Annotated in this window: 22 protein-coding genes; 7 read left to right on the top strand and 15 right to left on the bottom strand. The window is 63.2% G+C overall.

What is annotated here, in order from left to right; all coding sequences use genetic code 11:
- Positions 1-355: 355 nt before the first annotated feature.
- From BUA69_RS05480 to BUA69_RS05490, 3 genes are all read right to left on the bottom strand, one after another.
- Positions 356-1,147 carry a molybdopterin-dependent oxidoreductase gene (locus tag BUA69_RS05480; RefSeq protein ID WP_046134531.1) on the bottom strand — a complete coding sequence of 264 codons (792 nt, stop codon included), beginning with the start codon at positions 1,145-1,147 and terminating at the stop codon, positions 356-358.
- Positions 1,144-1,992 carry a cytochrome b/b6 domain-containing protein gene (locus tag BUA69_RS05485; RefSeq protein ID WP_046134533.1) on the bottom strand — a complete coding sequence of 283 codons (849 nt, stop codon included), beginning with the start codon at positions 1,990-1,992 and terminating at the stop codon, positions 1,144-1,146. The genes BUA69_RS05480 and BUA69_RS05485 overlap by 4 nt, the downstream gene beginning before the upstream one ends.
- Positions 1,993-2,079: 87 nt before the next feature.
- Entirely contained in the window at positions 2,080-2,391 is a 312-nt protein-coding gene (locus tag BUA69_RS05490; RefSeq protein ID WP_046134530.1) for a hypothetical protein, read from the bottom strand.
- Between the two features lie 168 nt (positions 2,392-2,559).
- On the opposite strand from BUA69_RS05490, the gene BUA69_RS05495 reads away from it, so the two are divergent.
- Complete coding sequence (locus BUA69_RS05495) at positions 2,560-3,111, top strand: sigma-70 family RNA polymerase sigma factor (RefSeq protein ID WP_046134529.1); 552 nt, start codon at positions 2,560-2,562, stop codon at positions 3,109-3,111.
- Positions 3,108-3,746, top strand: coding sequence for a DUF1109 domain-containing protein (locus BUA69_RS05500; protein WP_046134528.1), 639 nt, complete (start codon positions 3,108-3,110; stop codon positions 3,744-3,746). The genes BUA69_RS05495 and BUA69_RS05500 overlap by 4 nt, the downstream gene beginning before the upstream one ends.
- Before the next feature lie 3 nt (positions 3,747-3,749).
- On the opposite strand, the gene BUA69_RS05505 is transcribed toward BUA69_RS05500, so the two are convergent.
- On the bottom strand, positions 3,750-4,403 hold the full coding sequence (locus BUA69_RS05505; RefSeq protein WP_046134527.1) for a ThuA domain-containing protein: 654 nt from the start codon (positions 4,401-4,403) through the stop codon (positions 3,750-3,752).
- Between the two features lie 261 nt (positions 4,404-4,664).
- Here BUA69_RS05505 and BUA69_RS05510 point away from each other — a divergent pair, with 261 nt between their 5' ends.
- The gene (locus tag BUA69_RS05510; RefSeq protein ID WP_046134526.1) at positions 4,665-6,269 is read left to right on the top strand and encodes a bifunctional metallophosphatase/5'-nucleotidase; all 1,605 of its coding nucleotides are present in this window, start codon (positions 4,665-4,667) and stop codon (positions 6,267-6,269) included.
- A 69-nt stretch (positions 6,270-6,338) separates the two neighbouring features.
- On the opposite strand, the gene BUA69_RS05515 is transcribed toward BUA69_RS05510, so the two are convergent.
- The 7 genes from BUA69_RS05515 to BUA69_RS05545 all read right to left on the bottom strand — a co-directional run bounded on the left by BUA69_RS05515 (position 6,339) and on the right by BUA69_RS05545 (position 13,503).
- A complete protein-coding gene (locus tag BUA69_RS05515; protein WP_046134525.1) occupies positions 6,339-6,590 on the bottom strand; it encodes a GlsB/YeaQ/YmgE family stress response membrane protein in 252 nt (83 codons plus the stop codon).
- 481 nt (positions 6,591-7,071) lie between these two features.
- Positions 7,072-8,115, bottom strand: coding sequence for a Gfo/Idh/MocA family protein (locus BUA69_RS05520; RefSeq protein WP_046135419.1), 1,044 nt, complete (start codon positions 8,113-8,115; stop codon positions 7,072-7,074).
- 155 nt (positions 8,116-8,270) lie between these two features.
- Positions 8,271-9,053, bottom strand: coding sequence for a ThuA domain-containing protein (locus tag BUA69_RS05525; RefSeq protein WP_046135418.1), 783 nt, complete (start codon positions 9,051-9,053; stop codon positions 8,271-8,273).
- Positions 9,054-9,301: 248 nt separating this feature from the next.
- Positions 9,302-10,306, bottom strand: coding sequence for an ABC transporter ATP-binding protein (locus BUA69_RS05530; protein WP_046135417.1), 1,005 nt, complete (start codon positions 10,304-10,306; stop codon positions 9,302-9,304).
- 14 nt (positions 10,307-10,320) lie between these two features.
- Positions 10,321-11,166 carry a carbohydrate ABC transporter permease gene (locus BUA69_RS05535; RefSeq protein WP_046135416.1) on the bottom strand — a complete coding sequence of 282 codons (846 nt, stop codon included), beginning with the start codon at positions 11,164-11,166 and terminating at the stop codon, positions 10,321-10,323.
- Positions 11,166-12,146, bottom strand: coding sequence for a carbohydrate ABC transporter permease (locus BUA69_RS05540; protein ID WP_046135415.1), 981 nt, complete (start codon positions 12,144-12,146; stop codon positions 11,166-11,168). Before BUA69_RS05540 ends, BUA69_RS05535 begins: the two co-directional genes overlap by 1 nt.
- 88 nt (positions 12,147-12,234) lie before the next feature.
- On the bottom strand, positions 12,235-13,503 hold the full coding sequence (locus tag BUA69_RS05545; RefSeq protein ID WP_046135414.1) for an ABC transporter substrate-binding protein: 1,269 nt from the start codon (positions 13,501-13,503) through the stop codon (positions 12,235-12,237).
- A 489-nt stretch (positions 13,504-13,992) separates the two neighbouring features.
- Here BUA69_RS05545 and BUA69_RS05550 point away from each other — a divergent pair, with 489 nt between their 5' ends.
- Positions 13,993-15,009: a substrate-binding domain-containing protein gene (locus tag BUA69_RS05550; RefSeq protein ID WP_046135413.1), complete on the top strand. Its 1,017-nt coding sequence runs from the start codon at positions 13,993-13,995 to the stop codon at positions 15,007-15,009.
- A 175-nt stretch (positions 15,010-15,184) separates the two neighbouring features.
- Here the strand turns inward: BUA69_RS05550 and BUA69_RS05555 are convergent, their stop codons facing one another.
- The 4 genes from BUA69_RS05555 to BUA69_RS05570 all read right to left on the bottom strand — a co-directional run bounded on the left by BUA69_RS05555 (position 15,185) and on the right by BUA69_RS05570 (position 20,297).
- Positions 15,185-16,276 carry a DUF1513 domain-containing protein gene (locus tag BUA69_RS05555; RefSeq protein WP_046135412.1) on the bottom strand — a complete coding sequence of 364 codons (1,092 nt, stop codon included), beginning with the start codon at positions 16,274-16,276 and terminating at the stop codon, positions 15,185-15,187.
- A 1-nt stretch (position 16,277) separates the two neighbouring features.
- Positions 16,278-17,384: an imelysin family protein gene (locus tag BUA69_RS05560; protein WP_046135411.1), complete on the bottom strand. Its 1,107-nt coding sequence runs from the start codon at positions 17,382-17,384 to the stop codon at positions 16,278-16,280.
- On the bottom strand, positions 17,384-18,901 hold the full coding sequence (locus BUA69_RS05565) for a di-heme oxidoreductase family protein (protein ID WP_046135410.1): 1,518 nt from the start codon (positions 18,899-18,901) through the stop codon (positions 17,384-17,386). Before BUA69_RS05565 ends, BUA69_RS05560 begins: the two co-directional genes overlap by 1 nt.
- Before the next feature lie 133 nt (positions 18,902-19,034).
- Positions 19,035-20,297, bottom strand: a complete 1,263-nt coding sequence (locus tag BUA69_RS05570) for an imelysin family protein (RefSeq protein WP_046135409.1) — start codon at positions 20,295-20,297, stop codon at positions 19,035-19,037.
- Positions 20,298-20,814: 517 nt separating this feature from the next.
- Between BUA69_RS05570 and BUA69_RS05575 the strand changes: the two genes are divergently transcribed.
- The 3 genes from BUA69_RS05575 to BUA69_RS05585 all read left to right on the top strand — a co-directional run bounded on the left by BUA69_RS05575 (position 20,815) and on the right by BUA69_RS05585 (position 23,720).
- Positions 20,815-21,888, top strand: a complete 1,074-nt coding sequence (locus BUA69_RS05575; protein ID WP_425283944.1) for an ABC transporter substrate-binding protein — start codon at positions 20,815-20,817, stop codon at positions 21,886-21,888.
- 156 nt (positions 21,889-22,044) lie between these two features.
- Entirely contained in the window at positions 22,045-22,932 is an 888-nt protein-coding gene (locus tag BUA69_RS05580; RefSeq protein WP_046135431.1) for an ABC transporter permease, read from the top strand.
- Complete coding sequence (locus BUA69_RS05585) at positions 22,929-23,720, top strand: ABC transporter permease (protein ID WP_046135407.1); 792 nt, start codon at positions 22,929-22,931, stop codon at positions 23,718-23,720. The genes BUA69_RS05580 and BUA69_RS05585 overlap by 4 nt, the downstream gene beginning before the upstream one ends.
- The last annotated feature ends 1 nt before the right edge of the window (position 23,721 follow it).

Consider the following 23,721-nt stretch of genomic DNA (forward strand, 5'->3'; position numbering starts at 1 on the left):
TGGGGGATGGTTACGTGGGCAACAAAGAGAAGCGCATACGGAGTGGGCCCCCATCCCCCTTGAGGGGGCGGGGATGGGGTTTGTCGGGTAGCGGCCTCGATCACGATTTCATTTGCCGGGCTGCCCATGGGCCTGACCCGTGAGTCCCTGCCAGCGCGTGCCGTGGGGATAGTGGCCCACGGGTCAGGCCCGTGGGCAGCGCGGTGGATGGGGTGGGAGGGGGATGAACAACACGATCGGTGTCACACCGGCGGAAGCCGGGGGCCGGTTTGGGATGCCTGCAAAAGGAAACTGGATCCCGGCTTTCGCCGGGATGACGTGGATGGGGTATCTGGCGTCGAGCGGCACGCCCCGGCTAGATCCCGCCATACCAATCGTAGCCGAGGTCTTCCCAGTAGCCGCCCTTGCCGCGGCCGAAGGGGGTGAGGTCGTCGACCAGCTCGATGGTGTGCAGGTATTTGGGCTGCTTGTAGCCCAGCGCCCGTTCGATGCGCAGGCGGATGGGGGCGCCATTGGACACCGGCAGCACGGCGTCGTTGAGGCCATAGCTGAGGATGGTCTGGGGGTGGTAGGCGTCGATCAGGTCGGAGCTGGAATAATAGAGGATGTCCCCGGTCAGCGTGCGCTGGATATTGTCGTAGCAGTGGTAGACGCAGAACCGGGCGCCGGGTTTGACCCCGGCCTGGTCGAGCACCCCACCCAAAGGCGTGCCGCTCCATTTGGCAATGCAGCTCCAGCCTTCGACGCAATCGTGGCGGGTGATCTGGCTGCGCGCCGGCATATTGCGCAATTCATCGAGCGAAAAGCTCACCTCGCGCTCGACCATGCCTTTGACGGTCAAGCGGTAATCGGCGAAATTCTGGTTCTTGAGGAACATATACTCCGCCGTGGTCGGATCGGTGGAGCCGTTGGGGCGCTGGCCCTGGCGGATTTCGCTGGGTGCATATTCGCGCGCCAGGGTCTGCGCGCCAATCAGCCGGCGCTGCACCTGATAGGTCAGCACATTGGCCTGCTCCAGGACGGCGCGTACCTGATTGTCGCGCTGGCCGAGAAAATCGAACTGGTCGCACCCCGCCAGCACCAGGCCCGAAGCCGCAGTGGCCGAGACGCCGAGGAACTGACGGCGATTGATATTGAAGCCGCTCATGGCTTGTCTCCCGCGCTGGTGGGGGTGCCGGGGCTGGCGCGATACCAGCCGGTGATCATCGAGCGCAATTCATTGAGCGGCCCGGCGGCCAGCACCATGATGATGTGCACAATGAAGAAGGCGACCAGCAACACCATGACGCCGAAATGAATGGTGCGCGCCGTCTGCCGCCCGCCGAATAGGTCGAGCAGCCACGGCCAGGCCGCGTCCATGCCCGGGCTCATGGTGAGGCCGGTGAGGATGATCAGCGGGAACAGGATGAAGAACACCCCGAAATAGGCGAGCTTCTGCAGCGGATTATAGCTGCGGCCATGCTTGAAGCGCAGCCTGGCGTGATCGAGCGCATCGCGCGGCAGGCCTTTGATATCCTCGCCCTTGGGGATGATATCGCGCCTTATATGGCCATTAATGAAGCTGGCCAGGAACCAGACGAACAGCGCCGCCACGAACACCCAGCCAAAAAAGAAGTGGACCACACGGCCAGTCGCCAGATCCTGGAACGACGGAATGGTCACCGCCGCCGGAAAACCGCGGAATTGCGGTCGCGCCGCATCGCCGCTCATGCCCAGAACGCCGCTGGTATCGAATTCCTGCCCGAACACCCTGGTGCGACCGCGCGGGCCGGCATCGGTATTGACCGCATAGATTTCCAGCACCGCATTGTCGAACTCGAAGCCCGATTGCTGGCCGATATAGAGCGACGGATGGGCATTGAAAATCTGCAACCCGCTCAGCAGCAGGAAGAACAGCGCAATCGCCCAGATCCAGTGCGTCAACCGGGTGAAGATCGACTGGCGATAGATCAGTGGGCCTTTTTCAGGCGCCGTTCGGCTCACATCGCTCATCATTATCCCCTTGCGCGGCAGGTGCATTCGCCCCGCCACCATAAGCAACGGTAACCGGCGGGACGAATGACAGATATCACTTAAATGTTATTGCTTAGGCGCCATCGCGTCGCCGCCCATAGCCCCCATGGCATCGCCGCCCATTGCCCCCATGGCGCCGTTGTGGACGCCATGGCAGGCATCGGTTGCCGCCTGCATCGCAGCTGGGAAGGTGATTGCGGCGGACTGTTCGAGACAGAGCTTGAGTTCGGCATCGCTCATCATCGGCGCCATGGCATCGGCGGCCGGGGCCATGGCTCCGGCAGGGCTCATCGCATCCTGGGCAAAGGCCGCCGGTGCGGCGGCGAACGACAGGCTGACAAGGGCGGCAAGGGAAAGGCAGCGCAGGGAAAGGGTCATGATCGGCTCCTCGGTTCGACCACGCCCATCCGGCGCGGTTCATGCCCGGTCATTCGTCGCCGCCCCGCCCCGGGTTACAGCTTCACTCGCTCGTGATCGGCAAATCCAGGTTTCGCAAAAATGCGATGTGCATGTAACCTTTGCCCTGCAGGGAGCGAATGATGGTCAATGCAGACTGATTCAACCGAGTTGCGCTTGCGGAACCTGATGCTGGCTTCGCTCGACGGCGACGCTGCGGCATATCGGACACTGCTGGCCGAACTCGGCACGCATCTGCGACCCTATTTCACCCGAAGGCTGACGCCAGCCTTTGCAGCGCAGGCGGAGGACCTCGTGCAGGAGACTCTGCTGGCTATCCACACCCGCCGCATGACCTATGACCGGACGCGCCCGCTTACCGCCTGGCTGCATGCGGTGGCGCATCATAAATTCGTCGACCATGTGCGCCGCCAGTCCATCCGGCTGACCGTGCCGCTGGACGATGACGCCCCCTTCTTCGCACATGATGACAATGCCGATGCGCTGGCCCGCCGCGATCTCTCTGTGGTGCTGGACACCATGCCGGCCCGCACCGGCGACCTCATTCGCCGCACCCGCATCGATGGCGTCTCGGTTGCCGAAGCCGCCGCCGCCCATGGCATGAGCGAGACGGCCGCCAAGGTCTCCATTCACCGGGGGCTTCGATCGCTGGTCGCCCGCTTTGGCGGAGGTGAGAAATGACTGATGAGCTGATCGCGCGTCTGAGCGCTGACCTCAAGCCGGTGCGTCCGCGCGCCATGCAGCGCCTGCTGCTGGGGGCGGTCCTGCTCAGCGCCATCATTGCCATCACCGCGATGATTACATGGTTGGGCCCGCGCGCCGATATCGCCACCGCGCCGATGACCATGATGTTCTGGACCAAGTTCGGCTACACCCTGGCCCTTTCTATTCTGGGCGGGGCGGCAACGCTGGCGCTCGCCCGTCCGGACGGCGTGACGCGCTGGCCCTGGCGCACCGGTCTTGCCCTGCTGGCGCTGCTGCTGGTTGGGGCCGTCATCCAGCTGGCCAGCGCCAGCGCCGAGGAGATGCCGGTGCTGATCCTGGGGGGGACCGCGCTCGTCTGTCCGTGGCGGATCGTGGTGCTGTCGCTGCCGGTGCTGCTGGCAACCATGCTGGCGCTGCGCCGCTTCGCCCCCGCCAATCCGACCCTGGCCGGCTTTGCCGCCGGTATCATGGCCGGCGGCACCGGAGCCTGGGCCTATTCCTTCGCCTGCGGCGAAAACGGCATGATGTTCCTGGCGCTCTGGTACACGCTGGGCATCCTCATTGTCGGCGCGCTGGGCGCCGTGCTCGGCCGGCTGCTGCTGCGCTGGTAGCGGCTAGACCTGCTCGTCGCGCGCCGCCCAGTTGATGCCGCGCCGCAGGATCGTGGCCATTTCGGACACTTCGAACTCCTTGGCCTGATGGCCCAGCGTCGAATGGAACACCCGGCCCGCGCCATGCCGGCGCTTCCACACCACCGGCATCACCACGCCCTCGATCCAGGGCGCGTGTTCGCCGCTGAAAGTGGTTGTCGCCAGCACCTCGTTGGCGGGGTCGACATGCATGTAATACTGCTCGGAGGTATAGGGGAACGACTTGATCCCCGCCATGATCGGATCGTCCGGCTTGGCGATATCGACCGTGTAGTCGACGATATTGCCCGGATGGGCCACCCATTGCCCGCCAACCATGAACTGGTACTCGACCGCATCGCGAAACGCATCGCTCATGCCGCCGTGATGGCCGGCGAGCCCCACGCCGCCCTGCACCGCCCTGGTAAGGTTTTCGACCTCTTCCTTGGCGATCTTGGACATGGTGAAAATCGGGATGATCAGTGACAGATCATGGATCGCCGGATCGGCAAAGGCCGTGGTGTCGGTGGCCATGCGCACCGAAAAGCCGTCCTCGTGCAGCCAGCGGCGATAGATCGCCGCGCATTCTTCGGGTTCGTGCCCTTGCCAGCCGCCATAGACAATCAATGCTGTGCGCATGCCGTACCCCGCCAAATCAAACGGGCGGAGATTAGCGCACTGGGCCGGCTTTGAAACCCCGTCATGCCGCCGCAGCCCCAGGCCGGTACCTGACGGGCCCGACGAATTTGACCAAAAGGTCCACTTTCGCCCGTCACATATTCCTGATTAACTCCTGCCTCAGCGTGCAAGGGCGGGACCGGTTTGGGCGGTCCGACCTGAGAGCGGGACGCCCCGCGCGGACAAGGGAATGCAGTCGAAAATCAACAAGGGATAACAGGGATGAAGAAATTACTTCTCGGCGCCACGGCGCTGACCATGTGCGTCGGGTTTTCCAGCGCGGCCTATGCCGAATTCACACTCAATATCCTGCATATCAACGATTTCCACTCACGCTTCGATCCGATCACCGGCTCGGACTCCAATTGCGACGCCGAGACCGACGCCAAGGGCGAATGCTTCGGCGGCATTGCCCGCCTCAAGACCATTATCGACGACACCCGCGCCAAGTATGATGGCGCCAATTCGCTGCTGCTGTCGGCCGGCGACAACTTCCAGGGCTCGCTCTACTACACCACCTACAAATCCAAGGTCGTTTCGGACTTCTTCAACCAGATGGGCTTCGACGTCGTTGCCACCGGCAACCACGAATTCGATGACGGCCCCGCAGAATTCATGAAATTCATCGAGGCCGCCGAATTCCCCATCATTGGCGGCAATTTCGATGTCACCCGTGACCCCAACCTGGCTGGCAAGATCAAGGGCTCCATCGTCATCGATGTCGGCGGCGAAAAGATCGGCATCATCGGCGCCACCACCGAGGACACCCCTGAAATCGCCTCGACCGAGGACATCGAATTCCACGATGTCATCCAATATGTCCGCGGCGCGTCCGAGGCGCTCGACGCCGCTGGCGTCAACAAGATCATCCTGCTCAGCCATATCGGCTATACTATCGACCAGCAGGTCGCCGCGGCCCTGCCACTGGTCGACGTGATTGTCGGCGGCCACAGCCATACCCTGCTGTCCAACACCGCCGAAGGCGCCGCCGGCCCCTACCCCACCATGGTGACCAATCCCGATGGCGTGGAAGTACCGGTGGTGCAGGCCAACCAATATGGCAAATATCTGGGCGATATCGCCATTACCTGGGATGACAATGGCGTCGTCACCAAGGCCGAGGGCGAGCCGTTCCTGATCGACGCTTCGGTCAAGGCCGACGAGGCCTTCAAGACCGAACTTGCGGCCCTGCTGGGCCCGATCGAGGAAATGACCAGCCAGGTCATCGGCACCACCACCGCGCCGCTCGAAGGCTCGCGTGAAGTCTGCCGCGCCATGGAATGCTCGATGGGCAATCTGCTCGCCGACGCCATCCTGGATCGCGTTGCCAGCCAGGGCGCCACCATCGCCTTCCAGAATGGCGGCGGTATCCGTGCGTCGATCGACGCCGGTGAAATCACCGTCGGCGACGTGCTGACCGTCCTGCCGTTCTCCAATACCCTGGCCACCGTGCAGATCTCGGGCGCCGACGTCATCGAAGCGCTCGAAAACGGCGTCAGCGATGTCGAAAACGGAGCCGGCCGCTTTGCCCAGGTCGCCGGCCTCAAATATTCGTTCGACCTGAAGCAGCCGGCCGGCAGCCGCGTCAGCGACGTGCTGATCAAGGGCGAGGGTGACGCCTGGGTGCCGATCGATGAAGAAGCCACCTACACCATCGTCACCAACAATTACGTGCGTGGCGGCGGCGACGGTTATGGCACTTTTGCCGAAGGCGACAATCCCTATGACTTCGGCCCGCCGCTGGAACAGGTCGTTGCCGAATACATCGCCAAGCTGGGCGGCGAATACACGCCCTATACCGATGGCCGCATCACCGAGATCAAATAGGCTCTACTCCCAGGCCTAAACGGAAGGGGCGCCGCGCGGCGCCCCTTTTTTATGCCTCGATGGTGCCGATCAGACGCGGCGGGCGATCTGGGTCCAGGCCAAAAGGATGATCACTGCACCGACGATCGAGGCGATGAAACCGGCGCCGTCACCCTGCTGATACCAGCCGATGGCCTGCCCCAGCCAGGTCGCCAGCACGGCACCGACAATGCCCAGCACGGTCGTGAGAATAAAGCCGCTCGGCTTGTTGTCGCCCGGGGTGATCCACTTGGCGACCAGCCCTGCGAAGAACCCGACGATGATAGCCCAGAGAATGCTCATGGTGACGCTCCATTTTGATTACCTGGATAAGTCGTAAGTTCTTGGTTTGGTTGCAAGGGGTTGAGGGGTTTCTGTTGAGATGCGCCCGTCGCTGGACGAGATCTCCCAGTCGGCGTCCCCTCCCCCTTGAGGGGAGGGTTAGGGTGGGGGTGCTGCGGTTCTGGCTGGGCTTGGGGTGTGGGGCGGGCGCAGAACCCCCACCCTTGATCCCTCCCCTCAAGGGGGAGGGAGATGACTGCGGGCGTTGGCGTCAGATCAGGCAGCGTCCGCTACTCGTCGCCATCGGTATTTCCGCTGCTTGGTACGATCTCCCAGTCGGTCCCCTCCCCCTTGAGGGGAGGGTTAGGGTGGGGGTGCTGCGGTTCCGGCTGGACTTGGGGTGTGGGGCGGGCGCAGCACCCCCACCCTTGATCCCTCCCCCTCGAGGGGGAGGGAGATGACTGCGGGGTTTGGTGTCGAAGGACACGGCGTCCAGCATCCATCAGACCCGGTGTTCGGTCCGGTCGCGGTCGGTGACGGTGGCGAGGTCGAGCACCTTCTGGATATTGGTGGCGTGGCGGAAACTCGGCTCGAGATTCCGGCCGACGCGGAAGGCTTCGACGAAACGCATGTAATTGGTCGGGACCGGCTCGACGTCCACTTCGGTCCAGGTGCCGGTTTCGATATCGGGACCGCGGCAGGTGACCAGCTTGGACCAGTCGTGGCGGTGCTGGACTTCGACCGAACCCAGCTCGCCATAGATGCGCAGGCGCAGCTCGTTGAAATGGCCGGTGGCCCAGCGCGTCGCGTGGATCACGCCCAGCGCGCCGTTCTCCAGCTGCGCGGTCATGGCAAAACTGTCATTGGCGTCGAGGTCATATTCGCCGATGCGGTTGTTCTCGGCCTTGTCGAAGGTTTCCAGGCGGCAGAACACATTGGAGAAATCACTGCCGGCACCATAGGCGGCGAAATCGAGGATGTGCACGCCGATATCGCCGAGAACGCCGTTGGAGCCGTGCTTCTTGCTGAGGCGCCACAGCCACTGGCTTTCGGTACGCCAATCGCCCCAGGCCTTGCTGACCAGCCAGGACTGCAGATAGCTGGCCTCGAAATGCTTGACCTTGCCGATCTGGCCGGAGGCGACGATTTCGCGCGCCTTCTGCAATTGCGCGACATTGCGATAGGTCAGGTTGACCATGTTGATCAGGCCCAGCCGCTCGGCGGTCTCGGTCATTTCCATCGCCTTGGCATGGTCGGTCGCCAGTGGCTTTTCGCAGAACACATGCTTGCCGGCATTGAGCGCGGCCATGGTGGTCGGATGGTGGATGGAGTCCGGGGTGACATTGGCCACGGCATCGAACTCGCCCCAGGCCAGCGCCGCATCGAGCGAGCCGAAGCCGCGCTCGATATTATGCGCCTGGTTGAACGCCTCGACCCGCGCCGGATCGACGTCGACGCCACCCACCAGGGTTACCCCGTCAATGGCGGCAAAATGTTTGGCATGCTGGTTGGCCATGCCTCCGGTACCCAGAATGAGCAGCCGCATAATCTTATTCCCTGAGCGGCACTGGCCGCGATATTGCCTAAAACGCGGTGTCATGCCGGCGAAGGCCGGCATCCATGCTGCAGACGCACCACGCGTCCCACGCTTTCAGCATGGACCCCGGCCTGCGCCGGGGTGACCCTGTGGTTGGTATCGACTTACTTGAAGCCTTCCTCGCGGCCGTGATGCAGCTTGGGGCCGCGCTCTTCGATCTTTTCGGGGGCTTCGTCGACCGGGGTATTGGGGGCTTCGAGCAGGCCCGGATACTGGTTGGCATTATAGGCCCAGTTGACCGCATTGCGCAGCACGAGGCCGACCGTGTCGTCGTGATAGGTCGGGTAGGTTTCGTGGCCGGGGCGGAAGTAGAAGATATTGCCGGCGCCACGGCGATAGGTCAGGCCGCTCCGGAACACTTCGCCGCCCTGGAACCAGGAGACGAACACCGTTTCCAGCGGCTCGGGCACGCTGAAGGGCTCCCCATACATCTCTTCCATTTCCAGCTCGAAATAGGCCGGCAGGCCTTTGGCGATAGGATGGCCGGGATTGGTGACCCAGAGGCGTTCGCGTTCGCCCGCTTCGCGCCAGTGCAGCGCGCAGGGCGAGCCCATCAGGCGCTTGAAGATCTTGGAGAAATGGCCCGAATGCAGCACGATCAGGCCCATGCCTTCCCAGACCCGCTTGGCGATGCGCTCGACGATCTCGTCCTTGACCTCGCCATGGGCGGCGTGGCCCCACCAGATCAGCACATCGGTATTGGCCAGCGCCTCGACCGAGCAGCCATGCTCGGGGTCCTGCAGGGTGGTCGTCTTGGCCACGATATTGCTGTCGCTCGACAACAGCTTGGCGATCTGGTTGTGCATGCCCGTGGGGTAGTTGTCGGCGACGATCTTGTTTTTCTGCTCGTGAACGTTTTCGCCCCAGACCAGGGTACGGATCGGCATTGTTAGTCTCCTATGGATAGGTGCTGTCTTGTCGCCGCGCAGTCACAGGAGGGAGGCCCGTCCGCCACGGCAATGTCTCGTCGGTGCCGGTCACGGTGCCGACGTCTTTCGGTTCCCGCCAGGCCCCGGATATGTGGTTGGCGAGGTGATTAGAAATGGATCGTGGCAGGCTCGTGACCCCGCCGATCACATTGGCGGGGTGTCATCCCCCCGCCAGAGAGCACGGCGGGCAATGCCCGCCGCTTGCATCAGCGGATCGGCCTGCCGGCCGCATCGAAGCGGTGGATCTTGTCCTCCATCGGCGAGATGTGGACGGTTTCGCCACTGCGATATTCGCTCTTGCCGTCGAGGCGCACGACCACCGGCTCCTCGGTGCCCATCTCGAGATAGACATAGCTGTCGGCCCCCAGATTTTCGGTGTGGATCACCTGCCCGCTCCAGACGCCATCGCTGGGCTTGATCACCAGGTGCTCGCCGCGAATGCCGACGGTGCTGGCCCCGAACGGCTCGGCATGGCTGCCGCCGATGAAGTTCATCTTGGGCGAGCCGATGAAGCCGGCCACGAACATCGAGTCCGGGCGCTCATAGAGCTCCATCGGCGTGCCGACCTGCTCGATAATACCATCGCGCAACACGCAGATGCGGTCGGCCAGGGTCATGGCCTCCACCTGATCGTGGGTCACATAGACCATGGTGACGTTGTGCATGCTCTCATGCAGCTTGGCGATTTCGATGCGGGTGGCGACGCGCAGCGCCGCATCGAGGTTGGACAGCGGCTCGTCGAACAGGAAGACCTTTGGATCGCGCACGATGGCCCGGCCAATGGCGACGCGCTGGCGCTGCCCCCCCGAGAGCTGCTTGGGCAGGCGATCGAGATATTGCCGGATCTGCAGCATGTCGGCGGCCCGCTCGACGCGCTTGCGAATGTCGTCCTTGTTGCCCTTTTCGAGGGTCAGTCCGAACGCCATGTTGTCGTAGACGGTCATATGCGGATAGAGCGCATAGGACTGGAACACCATGGCGATGCCGCGCTTGGATGGGGCCAGGCCATTGACCAGGACGCCATCGAACACCAGTTCGCCCGAGGTGATGTCCTCGAGCCCGGCGATCAGGCGCAGCAGCGTGGACTTGCCGCAACCTGACGGACCGACGAACACCATGAATTCGCCCGAGCGGATATCGAGATCGACACCCTTGATGACCTCCACGACGCCGAAGGACTTGCGAAGATTCTTGAGCTGGATATTTGCCATTTCGTTTGTGTCCCTTAGCCCTTGACGCCGCCGGCGGTCAGGCCGCTGACGATTTTGCGCTGGAAGATCAGCACCAGCACCACGAGCGGCACGGTGACGATGACGGAGGCAGCCATGATGATGCCCCACGGGATTTCGTACTGCGAACCGCCCGACAGCAGCGCAATAGCCACCGGCACGGTGCGGGTGAGGTTGGACGAGGTGAAGGTCAGCGCGAACAGGAACTCGTTCCAGGCTGCGATGAAGGCCAGAAGGCCCGTGGTCACCAGCGCCGGCCACATCAGCGGCATGAACACGCGGGTGATGATCACCCAGGGCGTGGCGCCGTCGACAATGGCTGCCTCTTCGATCTCGATCGGCAGATCACGCATGAAGGTGGTGAGCACCCAGACGGTGAATGGCAGCGTGAAGATCGTGTAGGAGAAGATCAGCGCCCAGGGCGTGTTGTAGATGCCCAGGAACCGCACCACTTCGAACAGGCCCGCCAGCACCGCGATCTGCGGAAACATCGAGATGCCCAGAATGGTCATCAGCAGCAGTCCACGGCCCCGGAAGCGCACGCGGGACAGCGCGAACGCCGCAGTGATGGCGATGAACAGCGCCAGGATCACCGTGACCGAGGCCACAAAGATCGAGTTCCACAGATTGCGCGGGAAGCTGCCCTGGCTGAGTACGGAGAGGTAGTTTTCCCAGCTGAACGAGGTCGGCCAATAGGTGACGCGGAACAGATCCGTGCCGGTTTTGAAGCTGGTCAGGATGGCGTAGTAGAACGGGAACACCGAGACCACGACGATGAAGACCACCAGTGCGTAGAACAGCACCGTCTTGGTGAGGCCCCACAGATCGAATGTGCCGACCATCAGCGATCTCCCCCGTCAAATCGGACTTTGCCGAGCCAGATATAGAGGATCGTCATCCCGGCAATGATCAGGAACAGCAGCGTGGCTTGCGCCGATCCATAGGCGAACTTGTCGAAATCGAAGAGGTTTTCGCGCGCGAGGACCGACATGGTTTTGGTGGCGACGCTATTGGGCGTCAGCACATAGATCAGGTCGAAAATGCGCATCGCATCGAGCAGGCGGAAAATGATCGCCACCATCAGCGCCGGCCGCACCAGCGGCAGGGTGATCTTGAAGAACTGCTTGACCGGATGCACACCGTCGATCTCGGCGGCTTCGTAGATGTCCTTGGGGATCATCTGCAGGCCGGCCAGGATCAGCAGCGCCATGAACGGCGTGGTCTTCCAGATATCGACCACCAGCACCGCGGTCATCGCCGTCTCGGGCGAGGCGGTCCAGGCGACCTTCTGGCTCAACAGGCCGAGCCGCATGCCCAGGTCGTTGAGAATGCCGAACTGGTCGTTGAGCATCCAGCTCCACATCTTGGCCGAGACCACGGTGGGAATGGCCCAGGGAATGAGAATGGCGGCGCGCACAATGCCGCGCCCCTTGAACTCGGCGTTCAGGACCAGCGCCACGGCCATGCCGAACAGCGCCTCGAAGAACACCGAGGTGACCGCAAAACGGAGGGTATTCCAGACCGCGTTCCACCAGGCGGGATCAACCAGCAGGCCCTGGAACACCGTGCGGCCGCTCGCCAGCGTGGTCCAGCGCAGGTAATTGTTGAAGCCGACGAAATTGGCACCGACCAGATTGGTCAGCGACGCATCAGTGAACGAGAACCAGATGGAGCGCAGCAAGGGCCATCCGGCCACCACTGCCAGCGCAATCATCATTGGCACCAGGAACCATCGGGCGGCGCGCGCACGCTGCCGCATCAGTTCCGACTTGATGGCCCGGCCCGGCACGACTACCGGCGGTGCGATCGCTTCGGTCGTCATTGTCTACCCCCTTGATGGTCGAACATTGAGACAATGCGGGCGGCCAGGACGGTCCCAGCCGCCCGCATTGCTGGCTTGGCGGGAGGTCTTACCAGCCAGCACCCTTGAGTTCGGTCAGCTGCAGCTCGAGCATTTCGAGGTTTTCAGCAGCAGTGCCATTGCCGGAGAGGGTGTTGTGCACCGCGCTCCAGAACTGCGAGGAGACTTCGTTGTAATCGGTCTTGGTCGGAGCCGAAGGACGCGGCACCGCGTTCTGGAAGATTTCCTTCCAGTTCGGGATGATTGGCGCCGCCTTGGCGATATCGGCGTCATCATAGAGCGCAACCAGGGTCGGCAGGTTGGTCTGCTGGATGGCGCGTTCCTTCTGCACTTCCGGCGAGGTCAGGAACAGAGCCAGCTTGATGGCTTCGTCCGGGTCCTGCGAGTACTTGGACACGGCATAGTTCCAGCCGCCCAGCGTTGCGGCCGAACGTGCGCCTTCGCCTTCGCCTGCCGGCAGCGGAGCCACGTCGAACTTGCCGGCAACGGCCGAGTCGGCGCCTTCACCCAGAGCGTAGGCATAAGGCCAGTTGCGCATGAACACGGAATTTCCGAGCTGCCACACGCCGCGGCTTTCTTCTTCCTGATAGGCCAGGTTGCCTTCCGGCGAGATGGTGCCGATCCAGCTGGCAGCTTCGGTGATCGCCGCTGCGGCCTGCGGGTTGTTGATCGAGATGGAGCCATCGGCCTCGACGATCTGGCCGCCGCCATAGGACTTGACCCATTCCAGGGCGTTGCAGGTCAGGCCTTCATAGGCATTGCCCTGGAACACGAAGCCATACATGTCGGCATTGCCGTCAGCCCGCTCGCCATCCATGATTTCCTGGGCGGTTGCCTTGAGCTCAGCCCAGGTCTTGGGCACTTCCTTATTGTACTTTTCCAGCAGGTCCTTGCGGTAGAACAGGGCTGGCGCATCGGTATAGGCCGGGATCGCAACGAGCTTGCCGTCCACGGTCTGCGACTCGATGATCGAGGGGAAGTGGTCGCCGGCGACGTCCTTGGCCGCTTCGGTGAGGTCGAGGAACTGCTCGGCAAGCTGCGGTGCCCAGATCACGTCGGTGGTGTAGACGTCGATGTCGCTATTGCCGGCCGCCAGCCACAGGCGATACTGGCCGAACTGATCGGAAGTCGAAGACGGCATCGGCACAACGGTCACGGTATTGCCGGTCGCAGCCTCGAACTTGTCCAGCTGGCTGCGCAGGAACGCCAGGCCATTACCGGTATCGCCCGAAACGATCGACAGCTCGGCAGCCTGCGCCGCGCCGCCAACAAGCGCGACGCTCGTGAGCAGACCAGCAAGCAGCTTATTGATTTTCATAGAATCCTCCCGAATGAACCATGTTGCGGGGCGGATTACCAACGCAGCCGGGCGCCAATGGCGTCAGCTGATATCGGCATGTCCTCCCTCGAAAAACACAGTGGACGGTGGACTGTGCCACACGAGTTTCCAAAGCGCTTTGAACGAAAATCAACCAGAGCGCCAATTTTCTGTCAAGCACAGACTGCGAGCCTGTTTAGGAATTCTTGTCGGCATCTTTGGATTTTCTATGCATTTCAATAGCATACGAAGGTCCGCCCTGGGATTTATTAACAAGCAGCCCACCAGCAGCTGACGTACGCACCTCACCCGATTCGTGATAAATTCGGGCCTTGCGCCAAAATTTGAAATCGCTTTGAATGGCTTTGGAGGAGAGTTGCAGGAACCGCTTGTTCAACGCGGCCTGTGTGCCCTATGGCAATGCGCAGTTGAGCAGGTGGGCGCAATGGCCGCCGCATCAGCGCTAGAAACCCCGGGCCAATTCAGTCAATGAGACTCAAAGATCTCGCAGAACATCTCGGCCTGTCGCAGACGACCGTGAGCCGGGCCCTCAATGGCTACCCGGAAGTGAACGAGGCGACCCGCCTGCGCGTCGCCGAAACCGCCGCAAGGCTGGGCTATCGGCCCAATGCCAATGCATTGCGGCTGGCCACTGGCCGCACCGGCGCCATTGGCATGGTGTTGCGCGGATCGTCCGAGTTCGGCCCCCACACCAGCGAGTTTCTTGGCGGGGTCGGCGGCAGGTTGGCCGAGGAGGAGATCGACATCGTCGTCTCGACGGTGGAAACCTACCAGGACGAGATTGCCGCCTATCGCCGCGCCGCCGCCAGCCAGAAGGTGGACGCCTTCATCCTGCATTCGCCCCGGCTGGTCGATGAGCGGGCCGACCTGCTGATGGACCTCAACATCCCCTTCGTGCTGCATGGGCGCACCAATGGGCGCCGCCCCGTCGCCTGGCTCGACATCGACAATACCGGCGCCGTGGAGCGCGCCACCTCGCACCTGCTCGATCTCGGCCACCGCCGCATCGCCCTGCTCAATGGCGCCAAGGGGCGGACATTCTCCGAGCACCGCGAAATCGGCTATCTCGCGGCGCTGTCGGCGCGTGGCGTGCCCTTCGATCCAGCCCTGATGGCCAACTCGATCTTCACCGACGAAGTCGCGTTCCGGCTGGCCCAGGCCATGCTGCAGCTGAAGCCGCGCCCCACGGCGTTTCTGGCTGGCTCGATGATGACCGCCCTGGGCGTGTTCCGTGCCATCCGCCAGGCCGGGCTGACATTGGGCACCGATGTGTCGATGATCGCCCATGACGACGTCTTCCCCTATCTCAACGCCGACAACATGTACCCCACCATGTCGACCACCCGCTCTTCGATCCGCCTGGCCGGGGTGCGCATTGCCGAACTGATCCTGCAGGTGCTGGGCGGTAAGCCGGTAAGCGAGATCCATGAGCTCTGGCCGGTCGAACTGGTGCTGCGGGAGTCGTCAGGGCCGGCACCGCGGTAGTTTGTGAACGCTCCACACTGCTCAGAGCGCATCCGCACCCGCGATGTCATCCCGGCGCAGGCCGGGATCCATGCTGAGCCCTATCGAAAGACTGGATGGTGTTGATAGCCTTCAGCATGGATTCCGGCCTGCGCCGGAATGACCCGGTGGGAGAAATGGGCATAGGGCGAAGGCCCTACCCCACCCGCAACATGTGATTATCAAAGGCGAAATCGAACTTGCGGGCTTGCCGTTCCGCCCCGGCAAGGCCGATCATGTCACCCAGTCCACTGGTCGCCACGAAGCCGGCATTGTCGGCGGCCAGACCGCAGCCGCTGCGCAGGGTTTCGACCAGGACTGGCTTGCCGCCGGCCACATCGATGGCGACCAGCAGGTTCCCTCCCGGCGAGGAGATGGCGACCGTTTCGCCATCGGCTGAAACTGCAACCGAGCCGACGTAATTGCGCAGATCACGCAGCGTATCGGGGGGCAGTTCGACCAGCTGGATATCGCCATCCAATGTCGCATAGCCGACCAGTTGCGGGCTGGCGCTGGGCGCCCCCTTGTACTGGCAGCCGAACCAGACGCGGCCCCGGATATCGATTGCCATGTGGCGGATCGACAGCTGGTGCAGCCCCGCTTCGAGCCGCAATTGCCCGACCAGCGCGCCGCTGCCGGCATCGACGAACACCACTGACGGGTCCATGGTTTGAAGGTTCAGCTCGGCCTTGCCGAAATCGGGATGGGTCTCGATCCCACCATTGGCAATGACCAGCGTCTTGCCATCGGGCATCAGCAGCAGTTCATGGGGGCCGGTGCCATAGGTGGGATATTCGGCGATGCGTTTGTAGTCGCCGGTCGCGTCATAGACCCCGATGACGCCCTGCGCCGCCTCGAAATCGCTTTCGGTGGCGTAGAGCAGTTTTCCGTCCGGCGAAAACACGCCATGACCGTAAAAGTGACGGCCTTCGGGGCTGGTGAGCGTGATCGGCGCCGCCTGCCCCGCCGGATCGAACACCACGGCAAAGGTGCCCGGCTGGCGCGCGAACACCACGCCGCGCCCGGCCGCGCGGCTAAAGGTGATGTCATGCCCCCGATCCGGCAGGTCGATACTGGCGATCACATCGCCCCGCTCGCCCAGCAGCACCGCGCCGTAACCACCCGCCCTGGTCTGCACCGCCGAGGCAAACACCAGCTCATTGCGCTCCAGCGCCAGGGCCTGGCGGGGCAACAGACTGGCGGCAAACCCGGCGCCCGCAGCCTTGAGGAATGCCCGCCGCTGCCACATCTCAGCCGCCGTCGCCATCCAACGCCGAAAAGCCGACGCTGAGCCCCATGGCACCCGACAATTGCTCGCCGATCATGCCCTGCAGCGATTGGGTGACCAGCAGCAGATAATTGAGGGCAAAGGCCTGCTTTTCATCCTCGACCGCGGCCTCGACCGGCAGCGTTACGATCTCCAGCGCCCGCCCGGCATTGCGAAACTCGAAGGCAATGCTGTTTTCCAGCCCGATATCCCTGGTGCCGACCAGCTTGCCGACGCCCGAGCGCAGCAACAGGTCACGCAGACCCTCCAGATTGGCTCGCAGCATCGGCATGGTCAGCCCCGAACGCCAGAACAGCGCCTGCTTCGGCTTGGCCGCCGCATCGCCCTGCGCCAGAAACGGCCTCAACCGCTGGTCGCGCGCCGCCTCGACACCATGCGAAAGGATGCCGACCAGCTCTTCGAGTGCCTCGGTTTCGGTGCGGTAATCCGCATTGGCCGGATTGGGCGATGTCAGGTGCTGGACAATCCCATCGGGATCGTACCAGCCCACCGCCAGTTCCTGCGCGACGCGGGCAATGCTGGTGGCGATGGCCTTGCCATAGCGGCAGCGAAACGCCCCTTCGGGCCCCTGCAGCACCAGCGCATCGGTGCCGAACAGCACATATTCCAGCGCCCCCAGACCCTGTACCGCGACGCTTTTGTCGCGCAGGGTGTTTGGATCGGTCGCGGTCTCGTCGCTCTCGGCCAGGATCGCCTGCACCTGCCGCAGCGCAATGCCGCGCCGGTCCGGCCAGAACAACACCCGCTCGGCGCGATTGTCTTCCATCAGCGGGCCAATCCGGATTGGCTCGATCCGCCCATAGGCCAGAGCGGTCTGGCGGAACTGCCCCTTGGCGATCATCAACGCCCCCGGCGAGGGCACGGTGCAGAGCGCCGTCATGGCGCTGACCAGCCCGCTGGAGCGGTTCTTGAAATCCACCATGGCCGGGCGGATGACGCTGTTGACGGCAGCCTGCAGCACCGCAGTCGCCTGCGGCGTGACCGTGGCCGGCGCAGCGACCGTGGCCGGCGCCTGGGCCAGCACCGGCTGGGCGCAGAGCGCCAGGAACAAGGCAATAACGAGACGCATCAGAGCGACTCCAGGAAGGCGATGAGGTCATCGCGGGTGGATTTTTCCATGCCGGCAAAGGCATCCCGGGCCGCCTGCGCTTCGCCCCCATGCCACAATATGGCCTCGGTGGCGTTGCGCGCGCGTCCATCGTGGAGCAATTGGGTATGGCCCGAGACGGTCTGCGTCAACCCGATGCCCCAAAGCGGCGGTGTCCGCCATTCATAACCATCGGCCAGACCTTCCGGCCGGTGGTCGGCCAGCCCCTCGCCCATATCGTGCAGCAGGAAATCTGAATAGGGCCAGATCAGCTGGAATTTATGCGCCGGATTTTCCGCCGCCCGGCTGGTAACAAATTTTGGCGTGTGGCAGCTGGCGCAACCGGCGCCATAGAATGCCGCCTTGCCGCGCAGCACCGCTGGCTCACCCACATCGCGCCGCTCCGGCACGCCCAGGGTCTGCGAATAGAAGGTTACGAGGTCCAGCACCGGATCGGGGGCTTCGGAAACACCCAGCCGCGCTTGCTCGCCGGTCGGCAGGGCGAGGCATTCGGTCTGCCGCTCGGTGCAGTCGCCATGCGGCAGGTTTACCAGCGGCGTTGAAATGCCGATATCGCCGGCAAAGGCCGCCGCCGACTGGCTGCGGATCGTCGCCATGCCGGCTTTCCAGCCGAACCGGCCCAGCATGACACTGCCGCTTTCGGGATCGATGGTCCAATTGGCGCGTCCGGAAATGCCGTCACCATTGAGATCATCGGGATCGGCCAGTGCCAGGATATCCTCTGGGGGAATCTCTTCGACCAGCCCCAGCCCGATCATCTGCGGCGCCACGCGCGGCGAGAGCATCACGGCATCGGCCAGGGGACCATAGGCGAGATCGGCCACCGAATAAGCCGGTTGGCGCAGCATGACCACGCTGCCATCGCCCAGCGTCACCGGCAGGTCGGTATAGTCGACAACCATCCGCCCCTCGGCCTTCAGGCCGGGCACGGCGAAATCCTGCAATTGCGTGCCATAGACGGGATCGCCGATCTCCCCCGCCACGACGCCATCCAGCGCCAGTCGCGTGTCGTTGTCGCCCGGCGGCACGGAGAGCCGCAGGAACATCGAGACGCCGCTTTCGCGGGTGGCGTCGAACGGCGTGTGCCCGCGCCCATCCTTGAGATGGCAGCTCTGGCAGGCGCGCGCATTGAACAGCGGCCCCAGCCCGTCCGAGGCCTGCGTCGAGGAGGGCGAGCTGACCCAGAGCTTGCGGAACAGCGCATTGCCCAGCTTGAAGCTTTCTTCCTGCTCGAAGCTCAGATTGGCCATGAAATGGGAGAAGGCATCGGCATTGACGATCTTGGTCGTCGTGCCGGCGCCAGCCGATTTGGCCTCGAAGCTCTCGGGCTTGGAGAAATCTCTGGTCGGCGCCGTCACCGCCTGCACCCGCGCCAGATCCTTTTGCGTCAGGTCTGTGCGCGCGCCGGTGCCGGTCTCGGCAAAGGCGAGACCGGACGCGAGCAGGGCAACCAGGGCTATGGTGAGGCGAGCATGCATGGCAAATCCACAGTGTCATTCCCGCGCCGGCGGGAATCCATTCTTTGTCGGCTTGCCGCCGGTCCGGCAAGAGTGGATTCCCGCCTGCGCGGGAATGACTCCGGGTTTGTTTCGACGGCCGGGGCCGTGCCGATTACTGGAATACGGCATCCGGGTTGGACAGCGAGTCGCTGTCCTCGATGGTCACATCGGCCAGTTCCAACAGGGCAACGGCGCGCTCGATGCCGCGGGTCTGGGCGATCAGCCCGTCAATGGCGGCCTGAACCACCGCATTGCCCTCGACATTGCCTTCGCCGATCTGCTGGTCATAGGCCTCGCCGGCTTCGGCGCGGGCGACCATGACATTCATCCTGGCGACGGTGTCATCGAGCAGCGCGGTTATCTCGGTATCGAGCGCGGCGTCCCTGGCGGCGATCAGGTTGGACAGCGACGGGCCTTCAACCACCGTACCGTCAACGCGGGTATATTTGCCCTCATAGACATTGCGCACGCCGATGGCGTCATTGAGGTGGGACATGTGGGTATTGTCCGAGAAGCAGTCATGCTCTTCTTCAGGATCATGCAGCAGCAGGCCCAGCTTCATGCGCTCGCCAGCCACTTCACCAAAGGACAGCGAGCCCATGCCGGTCAGGATGGCCGCGATGCCCAGCTCGGGCAGCGCCGCGCGGGCGGCCCCATCGGTGGTCCAATTGCCAACCATTTCCTCAAGATCGCTGACCAGGAGGGTCGAGGCGGCCTTGAGATAGGCGGCGCGGCGATCGGCATGGTCAGCCGTCGAATAATCGGTGAACGGGCGATTGCCGGCGCCGGGGCCGGTGCCATTGAGGTCCTGCCCCCAGAGCAGGAATTCGATGGCGTGGTAACCGGTGGCCACATTGGCCTCGATCCCGGCGGCTTCCTGCAGGCTGTCCTGCAGCAGCGCCGGGGTGATCTCGGTCGCGTCGACCGCGACGCCATCGACGGTCAGGATGGGATTGGCGATGACATTGGCCACATAGAGCGCATTGCTGTCGCTCTCACTGCCATAGCTGGCATCGACATAGTCGATCAGGCCTTCATCCAGCGGCCAGGCATTCACGCGGCCTTCCCACTCATCGACAATGGGATTGCCGAAGCGGAACGCCTCGGTCTGCTGATAGGGAATGCGGGCGGCCTTCCAGGCGTCGCGCGCTGCGGTCAGCGTCGCTACGCTGGGATCGGCGATCAGCGCGTCAATGGCGGCGTCCAGTGTCCTGGCCGTGATCAGCGCATCCTCAAAGCCCGCATGGGCAATATCGGCATAGCTGGCGAGCACGGCGCTTTCGGCCGGCTGCTGCGCATAGGCAGCAATCGGGGCGACGGAAAGCGCAAGGGCGATGGCAAAGCTGCGCAGCGTGCGCTGGCCGGACGAGATCATGGGGCAGCCTCCTGAGTGATTTTTCAAACCGGACTACGCCTGTCATCTTAAAAAAGCAATTGCTTTCCAATAGTTTAGAATAAATCTAAAGTAACAGGACGACAGGCTTACCGTCAGCGGCAACTTCACCAATTGTTTCCGCGCATTGACTTGACGCGACCGGCCGGCTTGTTCGGCGTGGTCAATTCAGGGCCCTCTGTGCGGCACCTGCAAAGACAACGATATTTCCAACTCAATTTTTGACCATCTGGACGAAACTGTCACAAACGGGCACTGTCAGCTGCGCAACTGGGGGGGACGCAATGGATCGACGCGGCGGCATGACGCCAGGATAGACGGGCTTGCGAGCCCCCATCGGGTTGCTCGCTCCGCCTGCCAACGCGTCATTCGGCTGTCATGTCGGCTCACTACTCCACCGCAGTTCGCCGGGGTGCCGTCACGCGGTGCCTTCGAGAACGATATGTTTTCAGGGAGACTGAACATGACACTCAAGCATGCACTTGCTGCATCCGTCTCGATGCTCGCCGTGCTCTCCGTTACCGCCCCGTCCTTCGCCCAGACCGACCTCGCCGCGCTCTATGAAGCCGCCAAGGCCGAAGGTCAGCTGACCACCATCGCCCTGCCCCATGACTGGTGCGGCTATGGCGCCGTCATCGATGGCTTCAAGGCCAAGTATCCGGGCATCACCATCAACGAGTTGAACCCCGATGCCGGCTCGGCCGACGAAATCGAGGCCATCAAGGCCAACAAGGGCAATACCGGCCCCCAGGCGCCCGACGTGATCGACGTCGGCCTCAGCTTCGGCCCCTCGGCCAAGGCCGAAGGCCTGATCCAGCCCTACAAGGTCTCGACCTGGGACTCGATCCCGGCCGATGCCAAGGACGAAGAAGGCTATTGGTACGGCGACTATTACGGCGTGATGGCGTTCCTGGTGAACAAGGACCTCGTCTCTACCATGCCGACCGATTGGGCCGATCTGGCATCGGACGAATATGCCAATGCCGTCGCCCTCGCCGGTGATCCGCGCGCTTCCGCCCAGGCCATCCAGTCGGTTTACGCCGCCGGTCTTGCTGCCAATGGCGGCGACGACGCGACCGCCGCCGACGCTGGCCTCAAGTTCTTCGGCGATCTCAATGCCAAGGGCAATTTCGTCCCGGTGATCGGCAAATCCGCGTCGCTGGCCCAGGGCACGACCCCGATTGTTGTCGCCTGGGATTACAACCTGCTCGCCTGGCGCGACAGCTTCGAAGGCAATCCCGAAGCCGAGATCATCGTCCCCGCCAATGGCGTCGTCGCCGGTGTCTATGTGCAGGCCATTTCGGCTTATGCGCCGCATCCGAACGCTGCCAAGCTGTGGATGGAATATCTCTATTCGGACGAAGGTCAGCTCGGCTGGCTCAAGGGCTATTGCCACCCGATCCGCTTCAACGACCTGGCTGAAAAGGGCCTGATCCCGCAGGACATGCTCGACGCGCTGCCACCGGCTGACGCCTATGCCAAGGCCGTGTTCCCCACCATCGACCAGCAGAACGCCGCCAAGGCGACGATCACCGGCCAGTGGGACGCCGCTGTCGGTGCCAACGTTCAGTAAACCGATCTCGCCTCCGCCGCCCGGTGTGGCGGAGGCACCACAATTTCACCCACCGTCATTGCCCGGCTTGTCCGGGCAATCCATGGCGGCGAGATGGACCACCGGGACAAGCCCGGTGGTGACGATCGCCAAGGGTTCTGGGGCACCCAAGTCACGATGACCGATACGACCGCATCGCCGAAAGCCCGGGGCAAGAAACGGGCGATCTCGTTTGAATGGCTCGGCGTTGCGCCATTCATCGTCTTTGCCATCATGTTCCTGATCCTGCCGACGCTGTACCTGATCGGCGCCGCCTTTGTGGACCAGCAGGGCAATTTCACCCTCGACAATATCTGGGGGCTGGGCACCCCGCAGATCGTCGCCGCCTATTGGATCTCCATTCGCATTTCCGCCGCCTCGGCCTTCATTGGCGCCCTGATCGGCTTTGCCATGGCCCTGGCGCTGATCCGTGGCCGCCTGCCCGGCGGTGTCCGTTCCACCGTGATGACCTTTTCGGGCGTTGCCTCCAACTTTGCCGGCGTGCCGCTGGCCTTTGCCTTCATCTCGACACTGGGGCGACTGGGCCTCGTCACCATCATCCTCAAGACGGTGTTCGGTTTCGATATCTACAAGGCCGGCTTCAACCTCCTGAGCTTCTGGGGCCTGACCATCACCTATCTCTACTTCCAGATCCCGCTGATGATCCTGATCATCGCGCCGGCGGTGGACGGACTGAAGAAGGAATGGAGCGAGGCCGCGCAGACCCTGGGCGCCAGCCCCTGGCAGTTCTGGCGCTATGTCGGCCTGCCCATTCTGTGGCCCAGCTTTCTGGGCACCCTGTCGCTGCTGTTCGCCAATGCCTTTGGCGCCATCGCCACCGCCTACGCGCTGACCGGCTCCTCGCTCAATATCGTGCCAATCCTGCTCTATGCGCAGATCCGTGGCGATGCGCTGCAGAACCCCGGCCTCGGCGCCGCGCTGGCGCTGGGCATGATCGTCATTACCGGCTTCGCCAATGTCATCTACCTGGTCATCGCCAGCCGCGCCGAGAGGTGGATGAAATGAAGCCCTCCCGCTTCTGGCCCTGGTTCACGCTGCTCTTGGGTGCCAGCTATTTCATCATCCCGCTGATCGCCACCTTCGAGTTCTCACTGCGCATGCGGCGCGGCTATTACAGCTTCGACGCCTATCTCTCGGTATTTTCCGATCCGCGCTTCCAGGCCACCTTTGGCTATTCGGTCGTCATCGGCATCTTCGCCATCATTGTCGGCGTGCTGATCGTGGTGCCGGCGGTGTATTTCGTGCGGCTGCGCCTGCCCTGGCTGCGACCCTTCGTCGAATTCCTAACCCTGCTGCCGCTGATCATCCCCGCCATCGTCCTGGTCTATGGCTATATCCGGCTCTACAATTCGTCCTCACTGATCCCCTTTACCGGCTCTGCCCTGGGCACCGACGTGCTGCTGGTCTTTGCCTATGTGACGCTGGCGCTGCCCTATATGTATCGGGCGGTCGATACCGGCATGCGCACCATCGACGTGCAGACGCTGACCGAGGCGGCGCAGATTATGGGCGCCAATTCGGCCACCATCATCGCCCGGGTGATCCTGCCCAATGTGCTGGTCGCAGTGCTGTCGGGGGCCTTTTTGACCTTTGCCATCGTCATCGGCGAGTTCACCATTGCCAGCCTGCTGAACCGGCCGGCCTTTGGCCCCTATCTGCAGAATATCGGCGCCAACCGCGCCTATGAGCCGGCGGCCCTGGCCATCATTTCCTTCATCATCACCTGGGGGGCCATGGGCATGATCAACCTGCTCGCGCGCTTTGCGCCACGCACCTCCGCCCGGACGGACTGAC

The organism is Devosia limi DSM 17137 (assembly GCF_900128975.1).
GTDB lineage: Bacteria > Pseudomonadota > Alphaproteobacteria > Rhizobiales > Devosiaceae > Devosia > Devosia limi.